This is a genomic window from Sphingopyxis microcysteis, assembly GCF_012274265.1.
In the GTDB taxonomy this organism is placed as follows: domain Bacteria; phylum Pseudomonadota; class Alphaproteobacteria; order Sphingomonadales; family Sphingomonadaceae; genus Sphingopyxis; species Sphingopyxis microcysteis.
Genome location: NZ_JAANYY010000003.1, coordinates 407,606 through 426,313, shown reverse-complemented (window position 1 = coordinate 426,313; position 18,708 = coordinate 407,606). Strand labels below are relative to the sequence as shown.

13 protein-coding genes and 1 tRNA gene are annotated in these 18,708 nt (G+C 66.8%); 7 read left to right on the top strand and 7 right to left on the bottom strand.

Features of this window, described 5'->3' with window-relative positions; translation table 11 throughout:
• Positions 1-35: 35 nt before the first annotated feature.
• The 7 genes from G9408_RS09825 (at position 36) to G9408_RS09795 (ending at position 10,783) form a co-directional block, all read left to right on the top strand.
• Positions 36-111, top strand: a tRNA-Val gene (locus G9408_RS09825).
• Between the two features lie 157 nt (positions 112-268).
• Positions 269-1,267, top strand: coding sequence for a substrate-binding domain-containing protein (locus tag G9408_RS09820; protein ID WP_168453828.1), 999 nt, complete (start codon positions 269-271; stop codon positions 1,265-1,267).
• 135 nt (positions 1,268-1,402) lie between these two features.
• A complete protein-coding gene (gene pgmB / locus G9408_RS09815) occupies positions 1,403-4,417 on the top strand; it encodes a beta-phosphoglucomutase (protein ID WP_328804434.1) in 3,015 nt (1,004 codons plus the stop codon).
• On the top strand, positions 4,411-6,777 hold the full coding sequence (locus G9408_RS09810; RefSeq protein ID WP_168453827.1) for a TonB-dependent siderophore receptor: 2,367 nt from the start codon (positions 4,411-4,413) through the stop codon (positions 6,775-6,777). The genes pgmB and G9408_RS09810 overlap by 7 nt, the downstream gene beginning before the upstream one ends.
• A 240-nt stretch (positions 6,778-7,017) precedes the next feature.
• Positions 7,018-8,247, top strand: coding sequence for an MFS transporter (locus G9408_RS09805; protein WP_168453826.1), 1,230 nt, complete (start codon positions 7,018-7,020; stop codon positions 8,245-8,247).
• Between the two features lie 25 nt (positions 8,248-8,272).
• The gene (locus tag G9408_RS09800) at positions 8,273-9,241 is read left to right on the top strand and encodes a glucokinase (RefSeq protein WP_168453825.1); all 969 of its coding nucleotides are present in this window, start codon (positions 8,273-8,275) and stop codon (positions 9,239-9,241) included.
• Positions 9,242-9,328: 87 nt separating this feature from the next.
• Positions 9,329-10,783, top strand: a complete 1,455-nt coding sequence (locus G9408_RS09795) for an amidohydrolase family protein (RefSeq protein WP_168453824.1) — start codon at positions 9,329-9,331, stop codon at positions 10,781-10,783.
• Between the two features lie 136 nt (positions 10,784-10,919).
• On the opposite strand, the gene G9408_RS09790 is transcribed toward G9408_RS09795, so the two are convergent.
• The 7 genes from G9408_RS09790 to G9408_RS09760 all read right to left on the bottom strand — a co-directional run bounded on the left by G9408_RS09790 (position 10,920) and on the right by G9408_RS09760 (position 18,613).
• The gene (locus G9408_RS09790; protein ID WP_168453823.1) at positions 10,920-11,195 is read right to left on the bottom strand and encodes a CBU_0592 family membrane protein; all 276 of its coding nucleotides are present in this window, start codon (positions 11,193-11,195) and stop codon (positions 10,920-10,922) included.
• A 46-nt stretch (positions 11,196-11,241) separates the two neighbouring features.
• Complete coding sequence (locus tag G9408_RS16475; RefSeq protein WP_210423306.1) at positions 11,242-11,511, bottom strand: ribosomal protein L7/L12; 270 nt, start codon at positions 11,509-11,511, stop codon at positions 11,242-11,244.
• A gap of 24 nt (positions 11,512-11,535) precedes the next feature.
• Entirely contained in the window at positions 11,536-14,208 is a 2,673-nt protein-coding gene (acnA, locus tag G9408_RS09780; protein ID WP_168453822.1) for an aconitate hydratase AcnA, read from the bottom strand.
• Between the two features lie 175 nt (positions 14,209-14,383).
• Complete coding sequence (locus tag G9408_RS09775; protein ID WP_168453821.1) at positions 14,384-15,004, bottom strand: LuxR C-terminal-related transcriptional regulator; 621 nt, start codon at positions 15,002-15,004, stop codon at positions 14,384-14,386.
• Between the two features lie 65 nt (positions 15,005-15,069).
• Entirely contained in the window at positions 15,070-15,810 is a 741-nt protein-coding gene (locus tag G9408_RS09770) for a hypothetical protein (RefSeq protein WP_168453820.1), read from the bottom strand.
• Positions 15,811-15,825: 15 nt separating this feature from the next.
• Positions 15,826-16,362, bottom strand: coding sequence for a hypothetical protein (locus G9408_RS09765; protein WP_168453819.1), 537 nt, complete (start codon positions 16,360-16,362; stop codon positions 15,826-15,828).
• 97 nt (positions 16,363-16,459) lie between these two features.
• Positions 16,460-18,613 (bottom strand): S9 family peptidase, encoded by a 2,154-nt coding sequence (locus G9408_RS09760; protein WP_168453818.1) that lies wholly within the window; start codon positions 18,611-18,613, stop codon positions 16,460-16,462.
• Between the last annotated feature and the right edge of the window lie 95 nt (positions 18,614-18,708).

Sequence of the window (18,708 nt, the reverse complement as noted above, 5' to 3'; positions counted from 1 at the left end):
GGGGCGCGCTTCCCGGCACATGGCGACATTCCCGGGGGCGCTTAGCTCAGTTGGTAGAGCATCTCGTTTACACCGAGAGGGTCGGCGGTTCGAGCCCGTCAGCGCCCACCAGCCGGTCCCCATTTGACTGCAATCGTTGAAACCGGGATCCCCTAACCCGCTCCGCGGCCTTGCGAAGCCGCTTGTGAAAGCCACCGGTCAATGGTTAGGGGGTGCGCATGCTTGCGTGCACCGATCCTTCGCTATCCATCGCCTCGCGGAACTGCGGATGAGCAGGGACAAGCCCGGCGACGGCGCGCGGCCGACCATGGCGGATGTCGCGCGCGAACTGGGGGTTGCGAAGATCACCGTTTCGCGGGCGCTGTCGAACCATTCGACGGTGAAAGAGAGCACACGCGCTCTGATCCGCGAGACCGCCGAGCGGATGGGGTACCGGCTCAACGTGTCGGCGCGCAATTTGCGGCAACAGCGCACGCGCACGATCGCGGTGGTCATTGAAATGACGCCGTCGCACGAACGGTTGATGAGCGAGCCTTATCCGCTGCTGTTGCTGGGCGGCATCCTGCAACAGCTGACCGCGGCGGGGCAGAATATGGTGCTGACGACGATCGACCTGTTTTCCGAGGCGCCGCCGTCGGCCGACGGGGTGATCCTGCTGGGGCAGGGTGTGCATGACGACGCGGCGGCGGTGATCGCGGCGACGGGCCTGCCCTATGTGGTCTGGGGCGCCGCGCATGGCCCGCCGGAGCGTATCGTCGTTGGCAGCGACAATCGCGAAGGCGGGCGGCTGGCGGCCGAATATCTGGTGGGTCGCGGGCGGCGGCGGCTGTTGTTCCTGGGCGACGCTGAGCATGGCGAGGCCGAGGACCGGCTGAACGGCTTTCGCGACGGACTCGCTGGGACCGATGCCGCGATCGTCGCCAATATTCCCTGCGCCTTCACGGTCGCGGCGGGGCGCGAGGCGGTGGCGCCGTTGCTGGACGGCGCGGCGCCGGGCTTCGACGGCATTTTTGCGAGCAGCGACGCGATTGCGATGGGGGCGATCGAGGCGCTGCGGGCGCGGGGGCATGATGTTCCCGGTGCGGTGTCGGTCGTCGGGTTCGATGATTCGCCGGGGGCGGGACTGTTCTCGCCGCCGCTGACCAGCATCCGCCAGGATTGGGGCGTGGGCGGCGAATTGCTGGCCGAGAAGGTGCTCGATCTGGTGGCTGGAAAAGCCGTGGATTCGCGGGCGATGCCGGTCGAATTGATCGTTCGCGAGAGTTAGCCGGAAGGTTGCGAAAGTGCCGCACAGCGTGACCTGAAAGGCAAAATGGTATCGATACCTTGACATCGATACCATTTTGCGGGACACCCCGTTCCAGAGCAGGGGCCGAGCAGCCCGTGCCGGGATGAGGATGCGGTGGCGATTTCCGAACACAGTCTGGGCGTAGTGGCGTCAGCGCAGTCTGGCGCAGGCGCGATACCGGCGGCGCCGAATGGCGCCGGGGTGACGACGCTCGTCCGCCGCGGCGCCGATGCCACCGGGGCGCAGGCGGCGGCGCTGTTTGCGCTGGCGAACGGGCTGGTCGGCGTCGAAGGGGTGGTCGACGAGCTGGCGACAGCGCCCGCGGCCTATCTGCCCGACGCCTATGTCCGCCGCCCGATCGATTATCACGAAAGCTTCCCCGGCTATGCGAGCGCGACCGATACGCGGATCGCGTGCCCCAGCCCGGTGCTGCTGCGACTGGCGATCGACGGCGCGCCGGTCGATTTTGCCGCCGCCGAAGTTGCCGACACCGAAACCACGCTCAATCTTGCCAAAGGCACATTGAACCGTGTGACGCGGTGGCGGCTGGCCGATGGGCGCCGGATCGAGATTGCCGCCGCGCGGATCGTGCCGCTGGCGGGTGCGGCGTGCGTCGCGTCGCGCATCGATATTCGCCCCCTCGATTTCGGCGGTGCCTTGACCGCGACGCTGACCTTTGGCGCCGACAGCGCCGCCCCGACCGGCGCCGACGCCGATGATCCGCGCATTTCGGCGCGGCTGCGCCCGGCGTGGGCGATGCTTTCCCCCCTGCCGGGCGACCCGTCATCGGTCACCCGGTTCGCGCAGGACGCCGTCGAGCTTGCCTATGCGCAGCATGTCACTTGCCCCGCCGCGCCGGTCGCCGCGGTGGTGGGCGGGCATGTCGTGCAGGGCGAGCTGGTCGCCGGCGGCGTCCTGACGATCGACCGGGTGGTCGTGCTGGCTGCCGCGCGCGGCCACCCGGTCGATCTTGCCGTGCTGGACGATGCACCGACCGATTTCGACACGATTGCCGAGGCGCAGCGCGCGGCGTTGGCGCAGCTGTGGGGCAATGCCGACCTCGCGATCGATGGTGACGACGAACTTGCCGGCGCGCTGCGCTTCAACCTGTTCCAGCTCCACCAGTCGGCGAGCCGCGATCCCAGGCACAGCATCGGCGCCAAGGGGCTGACCGGCGAGGGGTATGAGGGTCATTATTTCTGGGACGCCGAAACCTTCATGCTGCCGGTGCTGGCGTTGCAGGCGCCCGCGAAAGCGCGCACCTTGCTGGCCTATCGCATCGGCAAGCTCGACCGCGCGCGGGCACATGCCAAGGCGCTCGGCCACAGCCGGGGCGCGCTCTATCCGTGGCGGACGATCGGCGGCGACGAATGTTCGTCGCACTATCCGACGGGGTCGGCGCAATATCATATCAATGGCGACATCGCCTATGCGCTGGCGCTGTATGTCGCGGCGACCGGCGATGATGATTTCCTTAGCCAGGCGGCGCCGATGCTGTTCGACACCGCGCGCATCTGGATGGAGATCGGCGCATTCGATCCGCGGCGCGGCGGCGCCTTTTGCATCCACGGCGTGACCGGACCCGACGAATATTCGGCGCTGGTCGACAATGATTTTTACACCAACGCGATCGCGCGTCGCCATCTGGCCTATGCCGCCGACACCGCGGACTGGCTGCGCAGCAGCGGCCGCGGCCAAGCGGGCGCGGTGGATGTGAGCGACGCCGAAGCGACCGAATGGCGCCGCGCGGCGGCGGCGATGTGGCTGCCGGTCGATGCCGAGCTTGGCATCAATCCGCAGGACGATGCGTTTCTGGGCCGCCCCAAACTGCCGGGATGGGCGGCGGGTGATGGCCATGGGCCGCTGTTGATGCGCTATCACCCGATGATCCTGTTCCGCCACCAGGTCGCGAAGCAGGGCAATGTCGTGCAGGCGATGGCGATGGACCTGACCGCGATGCCACTGGCGCGGCAGCGGCGCAATTTCGATTTTTATGCCGGGGTCACCACGCATGATTCGACGCTGTCGTCGGTATCGTTCGCGATCGCGGCGGCGCGGCTGGGCGACGAGGCCGCGGCGCTCGCTTTCCTCGGCGAATGCGCCTTTGTCGATCTGGAGGATCGCCACGGCAACACGTCGCACGGGCTGCATATGGCGGCGCTGGCGGGCAGCTGGCTGGTGCTGGCGCAGGGGTGGGGCGGACTGCGCCTCGACGGCGCGGTGCCGTCGTTTCGCCCGCAGCTGCCCACCGCTTGGACCGGTTATCGCTTTCGCCTGCAATGGCGCGGCAGCACGATCGAGCTGGCGGTCGATGCCGCGGGCTCTACCTATCGCCTGCTGGCGGGGGCGCCGGTCGATATTCTGGACCATGGCCGCCCGCTGGCGGTGGGCAGCGAGCCGGTGACGATGGTCCGCCCGGCGCTGAAGGGCGTGATCTTTGACCTCGACGGGGTGCTGACGGACACCGCCGAGGATCATTACCACGCGTGGCAGGCGCTTGCCGACGCGCACGGGCTGACGTTCGACCGCGACGCCAACCATGCGCTGAAGGGCGTCGATCGCGCCGGATCGCTGCGGCTGATTCTCGACCAGTCGGGCAAGGCGGTCGCGCAGCCGAAGTTCGAGGCGATGCTCGCCGAAAAAAACGCCAGCTATGTTGCGCGGCTCAGGGGCTATTCGCCCGCCAATCTGTTCGATGGCGTGGAAGGGCTGTTCGCCGACCTGCGTGCCGCCGGGCTGAAGATCGGACTTGCCTCGGCCAGCCGCAACGCGCGCGACGTCGTGCGCCTGCTGGGTATCGCCGACGCGTTCGATTTCATTGCCGACGCGGGGGCGGTGGCGAACGCCAAGCCCGCGCCCGACATTTTCCTGGCCTGTGCCGCGGGCATGGGCCTGTCCCCCCGGGACTGCGTGGGCGTCGAGGACGCCCGCGCCGGAATTTCGGCCATCCATGCGGCGGGCATGGTGGCCATTGGCATCGGGTCAGAAGAGGCGCTGCCCGATGCCGACATCAACGTCCCCGCCATCGGCGATCTTTCGCTCGGTCAGATCCTGTCGGCAGAACAGGCCGCGGCGGAGCGAAAAAACCGATCAATCAGAACAGGTAAAGTGGAGGATATGCCATGTTGAAGAAAAGCTATCTGCTGTCGTCGATCGCGCTCGCCGCGCTGCCGACCGCGGCGTTCGCGCAGGAATCGCCTCAGGTCGACGATGCGGCGGCGGCGAATGAGGAAATCATTGTCACCGGCACCGCGGGTGGCGGGGTCAATCGCCAGGACGCGGCGTTCGCGATCACCAGCATCAATTCCGACGCGATCGAGCGCGCGGCGCCGAACAGCACCGCCGACCTGTTCAAGGTCATCCCCGGCGTGTCTGCGGAAAGCTCGGGCGGCCAGAATGGCGCCAACATCTTTGTGCGCGGCTATCCGTCGGGCGGCGACGCCGAATTCGTCACGCTGACCGTGCAGGGCGTCCCCTTTTTCTCGCCGCCGACGCTGTCGTTCCTCGAGAACACCCAGTTGATCCGCATCGACGAGACGATCGAGCGGGTCGAGGCGGTGCGCGGCGGCACCGGCGCGCTGTTCGGCAACGGCCAGCCGGGCCTGACCGTCAACTTCGTCCAGAAGGAAGGCGGGCGCGATTTCGAAGGGTTGGTGAAGGCCAGCGTCACCGATTATGGCGACCTGCGCGGCGACCTGCTGCTGTCGGGGCCGCTGGGCGAGAACACCAGCTTCATGGTCGGCGGCTATTATGCCAGCGGCAACGGCATCCGCGACCCGCGCTTCACCGCCGAAAAGGGCGGCCAGATCACCGGCAATATCCGCCACGACCTGGACAAGGGTTCGATCCTCGTCTTTGCCCGCTACCTCAACGATCGCGGCCAGTGGCTGCTGCCGATCCCGGTGATCCGCGACGGCGACAAGGTGCGCCAGTTCGGCAATATCGACCTGGGTTCGGGGGCGCTGGCCGGGCCTGAAACGCGGCTGAGCACGCTGCCCGACGGCACCCGCGCCAATCTGGCCGACGGCCGCGGCGCCAAGCTGGTCAACCTTGGCACCAATTTCGACTATGAGGTCGGCGACGGGGTGCAGCTGCGCTACCGCGCGAGCTACCTGAAGGGCGACGCCGACACGACGGGGCTCGTCCCCGCGAGCACCGCGACGACCGCCAACGCCTATGCCGCCTCGCTGGGCAGCACGGTGGGCAGCCTGACCTATGTCGACGGCGGGCAGGCCGTGGCGGGGACGCAGCAGGTGATCCGCGCCGGGACGTGGATCGTCCGCAAGCAGATCGAAAATTTCGCCAACGACCTGGCGGTCGAATGGGAAAGCGGCAGCAACAAGCTGACCGTCGGTGCCTATTTCGCCGATTTTTCATCGAACGATCAGTGGAACCTGGGCAATGTCCATCTGCTGACCGCCGAAAATAATGCGCGGCTGCTCAATTTGACGCTGGCGAACGGCCAGGTCGCGACCGACCGCGGCTTTACCCAGGGTTCGTTCTTCAACGTCAACGCCGCCTATGACGGCCGCGAATATGCCTTTTACGCGACCGACGAGTTTCAGATCACGCCCGAATTGCGCTTCGACGCCGGGGTGCGGTACCAGAATTACAAGGCGAGCGGGACGCTGGAGAATAATGATTTCGGGGTCGACACCGACGGCAACCCGAACACGCTCTATAACAATGGCACGGCGGTGCTGAACGGCACCTTCCGCACCATTGCGTATAAAAAGGGCGCCTGGTCGTGGACCGCGGGGCTGAATTACGACTTCTCGTCGTCGATCGGCGCCTATGTCCGCTACAACCGCGGCAACACCAATCCCTTTTTCGACAATTTGCGCGACGGGGTTTTCGTGTCGCCGCGGGTCGACAATTTCGAGGGTGGGCTCAAGGTCCGCACCGATCCGGTCTCGCTCTATGCCACCTTGTTCCACACCAAGTTCACCGGGCTGGTGACGACGGTGATCCAGAATGGCGCGCCGGTCGCCGACATCGGCGGCGCGCGCAGCACCGGGATCGAGCTGGAAGGGCAATTGCGCCCGGTCGACAATTTCAGCATCGCCTTTTCGGGAACCTGGCTGAACGCCAAATATCGCGATTTCTTTGCGGGCGGCGGGACGATCGACCTCAGCGGCAATCGGGTGCAGCGCCAGCCGAAATGGCAATGGCGGGTGACCCCGTCCTATGACATCGAATTCGGCGGCGGCAGCAAGGTCTCGCTCTATTCGACCTTCAGCTATGTCGGCGACCGTTTCTCCGACACCGCCAACACCCAGTCGCTGCCGAATTATTTCAAGATCGATGCCGGGGTGCGGGTCGATGTGAACGACGCGCTGGAATTTGCGGTGACCGCCGACAATCTGACCGACAAGGCCGGGCTGACCGAGGGCGATCCGCGCACGCTGGGGCAGACCGGCGGACAGGTGGTCAATGCGCGCCCGATCCTGGGCCGGTCGTTCCGGTTCAGCGCGGCGTACCGGTTCTGAGTTCATCCCTCCCTGGGTGGTCGCGGCCTCTTCGCGGCCACCCCTTCTTTTTTTGGGGCTTCGATATTTCTCCACCCTGGACCCTTCGACAAGGTCAGGACAGGCTAAATCCGGGGGCCATGACGTCAGCGCAGCGGTGGATCCCGGATCAAGTCCGGGATGACGGGAAGTGAGGTAGAAAATGGCCTCCATCACTGCCGTACCCGATACATCCGTCCCCCTTTCGCCTAAGGACGCATCATGGCCCGCACCCGACTGATCGCCGCGCTGATCCTGACCTATGTCGCCTTTGCGATGCTGCTCAACAGCGTCGGGACGGTGATCCTGCAGTCGATTTCGAGCTTTGGCGTGACCAAGCCCGAGGCGAGCACGCTGGAGGGGTTCAAGGACATCACGATCGCGGTCGTATCGTTCGCGACCGCCAGTTACCTGCCGCGCTTCGGGCTGCGCAACGCGCTGATCGCATCGCTGGTGCTGGCGATCGCCGCGTGCATTGTCATGCCCTTGCTCGGCAGTTTCGGGGCGGCGCAGCTGCATTTCGCGCTGGTCGGTGCGGCGTTCGCGGTGGCCAAGGTTGTCGTCTATTCGATGATCGGGCTGGTGACCGCCGACGCGCGGCACCATGCGAGCCTGACCAGCCTGATCGAGGGTATGTTCATGGTCGGGGTGCTGTCGTCCTATTGGGTGTTCAGCGCCTTTATCGACCCTGCCGGACTGCGCTGGCTGAACGCCTATTGGGTGCTGGCGGGGGTGACCGCGCTGGCGCTCGCGATCTTGCTCTCGGCCCCGGTCAATGAGCGGGGCGCGCCCGGTGCCGACGATCCGGAGCCGGCCGAGCGTGCGCCGATGCTGGCGATGCTGCGGCTGGCGGCGCTGCCGCTGGTGCTGATCTTTGTCGTCTGCGCCTTTGTCTTTGTCCTGATCGAGCAGGGCATCGGCACCTGGCTGCCGACCTTCAACAACGAGGTGTTGCACCTGCCGGCGCAGATGAGCGTGCAGGCGGCCAGCCTGTTCGCGGCGTGCATCGCGCTCGGGCGGTTCGGCGCAGGGGCGGTGATGGCGCGCTTTGACTGGTATCCGGTGCTCAACATCTGCCTGGCGCTGCTGGCGGCGCTGATCATCCTGGTCCTGCCGCTCGCCGACGGACTGGCGCCGGGACCGATTGCCGGCTGGGGCGACGCGCCGGTCGCGGCTTTCCTGTTCCCGCTGATCGGCTTCGCGCTCGCGCCGATCTATCCGACGATCATTTCGGTGATGCTGAGCGCGATGCCGGGGCGCAGCCACCCGCCGCTGATGGGGCTGGTCGTCGTTTTCTCGGCGCTGGGCGGGACGACGGGGTCGGTCATCACCGGCGCGCTGTTCGCGCATCTCGACGGGCGCACCGCCTTCACGCTGATGCTCGTCCCGACCGCAGTGCTGGCGGGCGGGCTATACTTGCTTCGCCGCCGGATCCGGGCGATTGCGGCCTGATCGCGGCGCAAGGGGAGCGAACAGGATGAGCGAGGCGGTCGTTGTCGTCGATATCGGCGGCACCCATGCGCGCTTTGCGATCGCCGAAGTGGCCGGCGGGCGCGTCGTGGCGCTGGGCGAAGCGACGACGCTGCAAACCGCGCAGCACGCCAGTTTCCAGTCGGCGTGGGAAGCGTTCGCGCGCCGCGAAGGCGGGGTACCGCGCAGCGCCGCGATCGCGGTGGCGGGGCCGGTGCGCGGCGAGGTCATCCGCTTCACCAACAATCCCTGGCTCATCCGCCCCGCGTTGATCGGCGAAAAGCTGGACGTCGATCGCCATGTGCTGGTCAATGATTTCGAGGCGGTCGGGCATGCGGTCGCGCAGGCCGACGAGGGCTATTTCGAGCGGCTGTGCGGCCCCGACGTACCGCTTCCCGAAAGCGGCACGATCAGCGTCATCGGCCCCGGCACCGGACTGGGCGTCGCGCATGTTTGGCGCGGCGGCGGCGATTACCGGGTGCAGGCGACCGAAGGCGGCCATATCGACTTTGCGCCGCTCGACCGGATCGAGGACGCGATCCTGGCGCGGCTGCGCGACCGGTACCGGCGCGTGTCGATCGAACGCATCGTGGCGGGGCCCGGCATCGTCGACATATACGAAACGCTGGCGGGGCTGGAGGGCCGAGCCGTCGCGGCGCTCGACGACCGGACGATCTGGACGCTGGCGATGCGCGGCGACGACAGCCTTGCGGCTGCTGCTGCTGACCGCTTCTGCCTGTCGCTGGGCAGCGTCGCGGGCGATCTGGCGCTGGCGCAGGGGGCAAGCGGGGTGGTCATCGCGGGCGGGCTGGGGCTGCGCATCCGCGACAGCCTCGTCCGCTCGGGCTTTCCCGAACGCTTTGTCGCAAAGGGGCGGTTCGAAAATCTGATGGCGGCGATGCCGGTGAAGCTGATCACCCATCCGCAACCCGGCCTTTTCGGCGCCGCCGCGGCATTTGCACGGCGATATGCCTAGGCGGCGGTGGAGCCGCGCCGAGCCGCGATAGTGCAATTCATGGGTTCTGATCCTAAGGCGCTCTTCTGTTCGGAAGGATTCCTTGTCATGAAACGCCTGCTCGCTGCCATCGCCTTCGCCCTCTTCGCCGCGTCGCCCCCGGTATCGGCAGCGCCGCAGCAGGCCGATGTCATTATCCGCCAAGTGACGATCGTCGATGTCGAGGGTGCCAGGACGGTGCCGGGGCAGGCGGTGGTGCTGCGCGGCGACGATATTGTCGCGGTTGGCGCGGACGCGGCGATTGCGCGCCAATGGCGGGCTAAGCGGCGGGTCGCGGGAGAAGGCAAGTTCCTGATCCCCGGCCTGTGGGACATGCATGTCCATTTCGGCGGCGGCCCGGAGTTGATCGAAGAGAATAGGGCGCTGCTGCCGCTGTATGTCGCCAACGGGATCACGACGATCCGCGACGCGTCGGGCGACCTGCCCGATCAGGTGCTTGGCTGGCGCGGCGAGATTGCGGACGGCCACCTGTTCGGGCCGCGCCTGCTGACCTCGGGCGCCAAGATCGAGGGGATCAAGCCCTTGTGGAAAGGGACGATCGAGGTCGGCAGCACCGCCGATATCGATGCGGCGCTTGCCCGGCTGAAAGGCCGCGACAAGGTCGATTTCGTCAAGATCACCGACAGCACGTTGAAACCCGAACTCTTCCTCTATGCGCTGACCCGCGCGAAGGCGCTGGGGCTGCGCACCTCGGGCCATATCCCGATGGCGCTGACGGTGCAGCAGGCGGTCGACGCCGGGATCAGTTCGATCGAGCATCTCGACTATGCGTATAATGCCGGGGCGAGGGACGAGGCGGCGATTGCCGCCGATTTCGCCGCAGGCCGGATCGACCGCGCCGAGGCGAATCGCCGCCTGGACGCGGGGTTCGACCGCGCGACCGCAATGGCCGCCTATCGCCGCTTTGCTGCGCAGGGGGTGTCGGTCACCCCGACGCTGAACGGCAGCCGGATCATCGCCTATCTCGATCGCGACGATCATAAGAAGGACGCGGGGCTGGCCTATATCGGACCGAAGCTGCGCAAGACCTATGATTGGCGGGTCGAGCGCGCGGCCAAGGCCGACGCCGCCGCGATCGCGGCGCGGCACGAGCAGATCGAAGCTGTCGCAACGATCCTGCCGATGCTGGCCGAGGCAGGGGTGCCGATCATCGCGGGGACCGACGCGGGGTTCCTCAACAGCTTCAACTATCCCGGTTTCGGCCTGCATGACGAGATCGGGCTTTTCGTCGAAAAGGGGCTGACCCCGGCGCAGGCGCTCGTGTCGGCGACGCGCGCAGGGCCGGCGTGGTTCGGCTGGCTGGATCGTTATGGAGCGATCAAGCCCGGGATGGCGGCCGATCTGGTGCTGCTGACGCGCAACCCGCTGGACGATATTGCCGCGACGCGGGCGATCGACAGCGTGATCCTGCGCGGATCGGTGCATGATCGCGCGGCGCTCGATGCGATGCTGGCCGATACGAAGGCCAGGGTCGCGGCGTGGGATACGGCGGTGGTCCGGTAGGCTGAGATGACATCAGATCGCTTCGTCATTGCGAGGAGCCGAAGGCGACGCGGCAATCCAGAGTAGGCGTAAACCGCTCTGGATTGCTTCGCTTCGCTCGCAATGACGAGGGTTATAAGCCGGAAATCATCACGCGCTAGTGGAGCGTCGCCGCAGCTGCCCTGCGCGCGCGCCACACGCTCCACAGGGTGAAGACCCCCATCAACGCCCACACCACGTTCAGCCCCGCCGAGGGTAGCGCGCCATTATAGCCCGAATTGAGGACGAACCCGCTCGCCCCGATGACGTTCATCCATTGATAGAGATAGCCGCGCGGTTCGATTTTGCCGAGCGAGAGCAGGACGTAACTCGCGAGGATCAGCGCGGCGGCGAGCCAGCCGATAACCTCGATCGCGATCTGTAAAACGCTCATAGGCTGTCCCTTTGGGTGGCCTGCACCCCGCGGGGGGACAGGCGATTCAGCGCATCGTCCGCTCGAGCGCCTCGATCGCGTCCTTGGCATCGGCAAGGCCGAGGCCGGTGCGTTCGCGGACCAGCTTGATCGCCTCGATCTTGCGGTCCGCGCGGATCAGGGCGCGGATTTCCTCATTGTCGATCCGCTCGTCGCCGACGCGCACCATCGGTCGCGGCGGCGCGGAAAGGTCGCGGCCTGCCCGCTGCCCGCGCAGATAGCGGGCGAGGAGCAGGCCGAGCGCCAGGCCGAGGATCAGGAACAGCAGTTTGCCCATGGCCCGATCCCCGCCCGTTCGCGCTTACGCCGCCAGCTTGCGCAGGACATAGTGCAGGATGCCGCCGTTCATATAATATTCGACCTCGTTCGCGGTATCGATGCGGCAGAGCGTGTCGAAGGCGAAGGTCGAGCCGTCGGGGCGGGTGACGTTGACCGTCACCGTCTGGCGCGGTTTGAGGTCCGCGACGCCGGTGATGGTAAAGGTGTCGTCGCCGGTCAGCCCCAGCGTCTCGCGGCTCTGGCCGTCGAGGAACTGCAGCGGCAGCACGCCCATGCCGACGAGGTTCGAGCGGTGGATACGCTCGAAGCTCTCGACGATCACCGCGCGCACGCCGAGCAGGTTCGTGCCCTTCGCCGCCCAGTCGCGCGACGAGCCGGTGCCATATTCCTTGCCCGCGATCACCACCAGCGGCGTGCCGTCGGCCTTGTGGCGCATCGCGGCGTCGTAGATCGGCATGACTTCGCTGCCGTAGCGCGACATGCCGCCCTCGATGCCGGGGACCATTTCATTCTTGATGCGGATGTTGGCGAAGGTGCCGCGCATCATGACGTCGTGGTGGCCGCGGCGCGCGCCATAGCTGTTGAAGTCGGCCTTGCTGACCTGATGTTCCATCAGCCATTTTCCGGCCGGCGAGTCCGCCTTGATGCTGCCGGCGGGGCTGATGTGGTCGGTCGTGATGCTGTCGCCAAGAATCGCGAGCGGCTTGGCGTTCACGATGTCGCTGACCGGCGCGGGGGTCATCGTCATGCCCTCAAAATAGGGCGGGTTGGCGACATAGGTCGATCCGGCGCGCCACTGATAGGTGTCCGAACCCTCGACATTGATTTTCTGCCAATGCTCGTCGCCCTTATAGACATTGGCGTAGCGCGCCTCGAACATGCCGCGATCAAGCGCGCCGGCCATCGTGTCGGCAACCTCCTGATTGGTCGGCCAGATGTCCTTCAGATACACGTCGCTGCCGTCCTCGGCCTGACCGATCGGCGTGGTGGTGAAATCCTCGATCACCGTGCCTTTCAGCGCATAGGCGACGACCAGCGGCGGCGAGGCGAGGAAGTTCGCGCGCACGTCGGGCGACACGCGGCCTTCGAAGTTGCGGTTGCCCGAGATCACCGCTGCGGCGACGAGGCCGTTTTCGTTGATCGCCTTGCTGATCGGCTCGGCGAGCGGCCCGGAATTGCCGATACAGGTCGTGCAGCCATAGCCGACGAGGTTGAAGCCGACATTGTCGAGATGCTTTTGCAGCCCGGCCTTTTCGAGATAGTCGGTGACGACCTGCGACCCCGGGGCGAGGCTGGTCTTGACCCACGGCTTGGGCTTCAGGCCATAGGCGTCGGCCTTTTTCGCGACGAGCCCCGCGGCGACGAGCACCCCGGGGTTCGAGGTGTTGGTGCAGCTGGTGATCGCGGCGATGGTGACGTCGCCGTCGCCGATGTCGAAATCCTTGCCCTCGACCGGCACGCGCGCCTGCGCCTTTTTATAGGTGTTCGCCATGTCGGCGTTGAACACATCGTCGACGTCGGGAAGCGAGACGCGGTCCTGTGGCCGCTTCGGCCCCGCGAGCGACGCGACGACGGTCGACAGGTCGAGTTCGAGCGTGTCGGTGAAGATCGGGTCGGCGGCGCCCTCGACGATCCACAGCCCTTGGCGCTTGGCATAGGCCTCGACCAGCGCGATATTCTCTTCGCTGCGGCCGGTCAGGCGCATGTAGTCGAGCGTCTTGTCGTCGACGCCGAAGAAGCCGCAGGTCGCGCCATATTCGGGCGCCATATTGGCGAGCGTCGCGCGGTCGGCGAGGCTGAGCGTCGCGAGGCCGGGGCCGAAATATTCGACAAAGCGGCCAACGACGCCGCGCTCGCGCAGCATCTGGGTGCAGGTGAGCACAAGGTCGGTCGCGGTGACGCCCTCGTTGAGCTTGCCGGTGAATTTGAAGCCGACGACTTCGGGGATGAGCATCGACACGGGCTGGCCGAGCATCGCGGCCTCGGCCTCGATCCCGCCGACGCCCCAGCCGAGCACGCCGAGCCCGTTGATCATCGTCGTGTGGCTGTCGGTGCCGACGCAGGTGTCGGGATAAGCGACCGTCGCGCCCGACGCATCCTCGCTCGACCACACCGCCTGCGCGATATGTTCGAGGTTCACCTGGTGGCAGATGCCGGTGCCCGGGGGCACCGCCTTGAAATTCGACAGCGATTTCGACCCCCATTTCAGGAAGTCATAGCGTTCGCCGTTGCGATAATATTCGATCTCGACATTCTGTTCGAACGCCTTGGGGTGGCCGAATTCGTCGACCATGACCGAGTGGTCGATGACGAGGTGGACGGGGACGAGCGGGTTGATCTTGGTCGTGTCGCCGCCGAGCTTGGCGATCGCATCGCGCATCGCGGCGAGGTCGACGACGCACGGCACGCCGGTGAAATCCTGCAGCAGCACGCGCGCCGGACGATACTGGATCTCGCGGTTCGAATGGGGGTCCTTCTGCCAGTCGACCAGCGCCTGGACGTCGTCGGTCGACACGGTAAAGCCGCCATCCTCGAAGCGCAGCAGGTTTTCGAGCAGCACCTTCATGCTGAACGGCAGGCGCGACACGTCGCCCAGCTTTGCCGCGGCCTTGTCGAGCGAATAATACGCATAATCCTTGCCGCCGACGCTCAGCGTCGAACGGGTGCCCAGCGTGTCATGTCCGGTGGTCGTCATCTTGCAGCAGTCCCCTGTTGGCGCGGCGGGGAATGACCGTCCGCTGGCGTGGCGGGAGAGCGGGCCAGCAGGAGTCGCGCGCGCGGTTTTTGTTGGGGACGCCTTACGCGGGGGGTGGGGAAATGCAAGGGGGTGGGGGGCTTGCGGGGGCGACTGGTCGATGGATTATGGTGCGTCAGGCGATGATGCCCGCGCTCCGGGCCTTTTCCGCGAGTTCGCTGCGCGTTGCGGCGCCCATCGTGCGCAGCAGGTGCGAGACATGGTTGCGGATGGTGAAATGCGACAGGTCGAGGCGGCGCGCGATCTGCTTGTTCGATTGTTTCTGGGCGATCAGGGTCAGCACTTCGACCTGCCGCTCGGTCAGCGCGGCGGGGGGCGGCGGCATCGCGCGCATCGACGGACGGTCGGGCTTCAGCACGACGAATTCGCCCTGTTGCAGCGCGCGGAGCCCGGCGACCATATGGTCCGGATGAACCGATTTGGCAATAAACGCATCGGCTCCATAACCCATAACGCGATCGATCGTCGCGTCGTCGTCGAGCATCGAGACGACCGCGATCGACGAGCGCGGAAAGCGGTCGCGTAGCATCGGCAGCGTCTGCGCGGGGTCCATGCCGGGGAACAACAGGTCGATGGTGAACAGCTGCGGCGCGCCTTCGCGTTCGGCGACGCACAGCATCTCTTCGACGGTTCCGGCCTGATGGATCGCGAGGTGCGGAAAGGCGTTGCCGACCAGCTGGCCAAGCCCAGCGCGGAACATCGGATGATCGTCGGCAATGATGATATTGTCGATCATGGCGTGCGGCTTAGCTGCGCGGTTCAGAATGTCCGATGAATGGATATGGGCGTTCATGGGCTTGCTCAATAATCCGGAGTGGCGGGCCACAGCACGCGTTCGCAGCCCGCTTTGGGATCGGGGGTCTTGGCGGCGAGAGCGGAGCGCAGCGCCGGGAGCGCCGCGACCGCCTGGCGCAGTGCCGTGACGTCGAGGGTGCCGCGCGCAAGCTCGCGGTCGCCGCCGAGCCGTTCGGACGGGCGGATCAGCGCCCAGTCGAGCCGGTCGTAACCCTGCGCATAGGCGAGCAGGTCGCCGAGCGGCAGCTCGCCATGGCCGTTGGTCATGTCGTGCGCGCCATAGGGAAAGATCTGGGTCGACAGCGCGGTGCTGCCGATGATGCCGTGCGGCTGGACCGGGAAGGGGCGCTTGATGTGGAGGAGCGCGACTTCGGGCAGGTCGGCGTCGATGCCGACGCGCAGCTTGAGCTCGATCGCGCGGTCGTCGATCGCGGGCTGGCGCGCGGGATCCCAGATGTACGACAGTTCGACCTCGAGCGGGCGCTGCGTTTTCTGCGGATCGTGGCCCGCCGCGGTCCAGCGCATGAAATCGCCGCCGTCGAGTTGGCCATCGTCGGTGAACAGGCGGGTGAGGGTGACGGTGCCGCCCGCAAGCCGCTGTTCGACGTCGCAGGTGTAGCGCCAGCTTTCGCGATAGGGCGGACTGGCGACCGGCGGCTGGCCCGCGAGCGGGGGCAGCCGGGCTTCGGCGGCCCCGGGGGCGAGCAGGAGCAGCGGCAGGAGGATGAGGGCGGGGCTGAGACGCATCGATGCTCCCTCCGTTCAGCGCAGGTCGCCGGTAAGGTACCAGCAATCCTTTTGATGTTCGAAAATATAGGCGCCCGCGGTCGCGTCGCGATCGGCACCCGCGACCCCGGCGAAGGGCAGGCCGCCCTGCCAGTCGACGCGATATTGCGTGTCGCCGAGGCGCGTCAGCGTGACGCGGCGATAGTCGGCTGGCAGCGGTGCCGCGCCAGCGTCGCGGCTGGCGCTATAGTCGCGTGACGTAATCCGGAACTGCCCCAGATATTGCTGGCGTTCGATGCCATAGCCGGGCGCGGCGGGATCGGCGAGCTTGCCGACCTGGACCATATAGCCGGTGAAAACGACCTGTTCGAGCCAGCCGCCGCCGGTCGTCGCGCTGCTGTACCAGGCGAGGAATTCTTCAAAATCGTCGACGCCGCAGCCCGCCTGGCGCACCCGGTCGATCTCGTCGAGCGGGGTGAAGACGGGCGTGGTGGCGCGCGCAGGGACCGACGCGGGGGCCAGCGCGGCGATGAGGATGGCGAGCGACGCCATGAACAGTTTTTGCACGACCATATTTTCCGTTCTTGCCCGGCCGCGATCGGCCGACGGGATCATCCTATGGCGACGGACCGGGTGACGCGGTGATCGCGATCACAGCGGCGCGGCTGGATCAGGGGGCGGCGGGTGCCGGGGGGCGCGTCCAGCCCTGGCGATATTTGGCGAACCAGGCGAGGATTGCAGCGGCCTTGGCCGCCGATTGCGACGGGCGCGCCGCGATGCCGCCGTGGCTGGCGCCGGGGATCTTGACCAGCGCGGTCGGGACGCCGCGCAGGCGGAGCGCGGTATAATATTGTTCGGATTCGCTGACCGGGGTGCGGTAATCCTCGGCGCCGACGACGACGAGGGTCGGGGTTTCGACATCGCCGACGAGCGACAGCGGCGACAGCGACCAGTAAAGTTCGGGCTTTTCCCACGGCTGCGCCCCCAGCCAGTAGCGGCCAAAGAAAGCGGGACCGTCGGCGGTCAGCGCCTGCGTCGTCCAGTTGATCACCGGTTTTTGGGTCACCGCCGCCTTGAAGCGGTTGGTCTTTCCGACGATCCAGCTGGTCAGCACGCCGCCGCCCGAGCCGCCGGTGACGAACAGCGCGTCGGGATCGGCGATGCCGAGCGCGATCGCGCGATCGACGATGCTGATAAGGTCGAAATAGTCGTTGCCCGGATAGGCCTTGTCGATTTCCTGCGCGAACGCCTCGCCATAGCTGGTCGATCCGCGCGGGTTGGCGGAAAGGACGGCGTAGCCGCCCGCGGCATAGAGCTGGTTATCGGTCGAGAAATGCGGACCATAGGCCTGAAACGGCCCGCCGTGGATTTCGAGGATCAGCGGCACCTTTGTCCCCTCGACATAACCGGGGGGGAGGGTCAGCCAGCCTTCGATCGTCTTGCCGTCATGGCTGGAGGGGGTGGTGATCTTGCGCACCTCGCCGAGCGATTTGACTTCGCGCAAGCTGCGGTTGAGGTCGGTGAGGATGCGCGCCGATCCGCCGCGCGCGAGCTGCACCTCGGCGGGGCGGGTCGCGGTGCCGCCGGTGAAGGCGATCGCGCCGCCGTCGGACACGGTGAAGCTGCCGCCGACATAGGGGCGGTCCATGCCGCCACCCGACAGCCCCTTGGCGACGTCGCGCACCGATCCGTCGAGGCCGATGCGCGCGACCTTGGTTTCGCCGCGATCGTCATATTGCGCATAGATGGCGCGGCCGCCGTCGCCCCACTGGATCGCATCGACGCTGTAATCCCAGTCGCCGGTCAGGTTGCGGCGCCCCGAACCGTCGGCGTTCATCACGTAGAGATGGGTATTTTCATAGGCGCGGCCGGCATCGTCGAAGCCAAGATAAGCGATCTTGCCGCCATCGGGCGAGACGAGCGGATTGGCGTCGGGGCCGTTGCGATCGGTGAGTGCGGTGACGCGGCCGCTGGCAATGTCGAGCGCGTGCACCTCGCTTTCGAGCGGATCGGTTTCCCAGTCGGGCTTGCGATTGGCGGCGAAATACAGCGTGCGGCCGTCGCGCGACCAGCTCAACGGGCCATTGTCATGATAGGGACCGAAGGTGAGCTGGCGCGGTGCGCCGCCGGTGGCGGGGACGAGGAAGATTTTTTCGAACCCCGGTTCGATATAGCCCTGTCCATCGGCGCGATAGGCGAGGAGGTCGCGGATTTCGAGCGGCTCGGCCCATTTTGCGCCCTCGGGCTTGTTGGCGGGAGCGCTGCCGAGCTTGAGCCCCTGATCCTTGACCAGCATCGTATAGGCGAGCGAGCGGCCGTCGGGCGCCCAGGCGAGCGACGATGGCGCGGTCGGCAGCCCGGTCAGGCGCACCGCCTCGCCGCCCGCCATCCAGCGCACCCATAGCTGCGCGCTGCCGCCCTCGGTCGAGGCGAAGGCCAGGCGCTTGCCATCGGGCGACCAGCGCGGGGCGAAGGCGCCGCCTTGGCGTCCTGCGAGCGGGGTTTCCTCGCCCGTTGCCGTGTCGATCAGCCAGATCGAGCTGACTGCGCGGTCGGTCATGATGTCGTTCTGGCGCCGGACATAGGCGATGTGGCGGCCGTCGGGACTGATCTGCGGATCGGCGGCGATCGCGAGGTCGAACAGGTCGGCGCCGGTCAGGCGGCGTTCGGGCGCGGTGCGCGCGCTGCCCACCGCCGATCCGGGCGTCGCGGCGGGGGCGGGCGTGGCGGTCGCATCGGTTGGCGTAGTCGGCGCATCCTGCGCGAAGCTTGGCTGAACCGAAAGCACGAGCAGGCTTGCGCCCAAAATTGCCAGTTTGCGCATGAAAAGCCGTCCTTTTTTTATCCGATGGCGCGGGTTTGTACCTTTCGCGGCGAGCCGTCAACCGGGCGATCGCGGCGGTCTGTGCGCCGCACCGG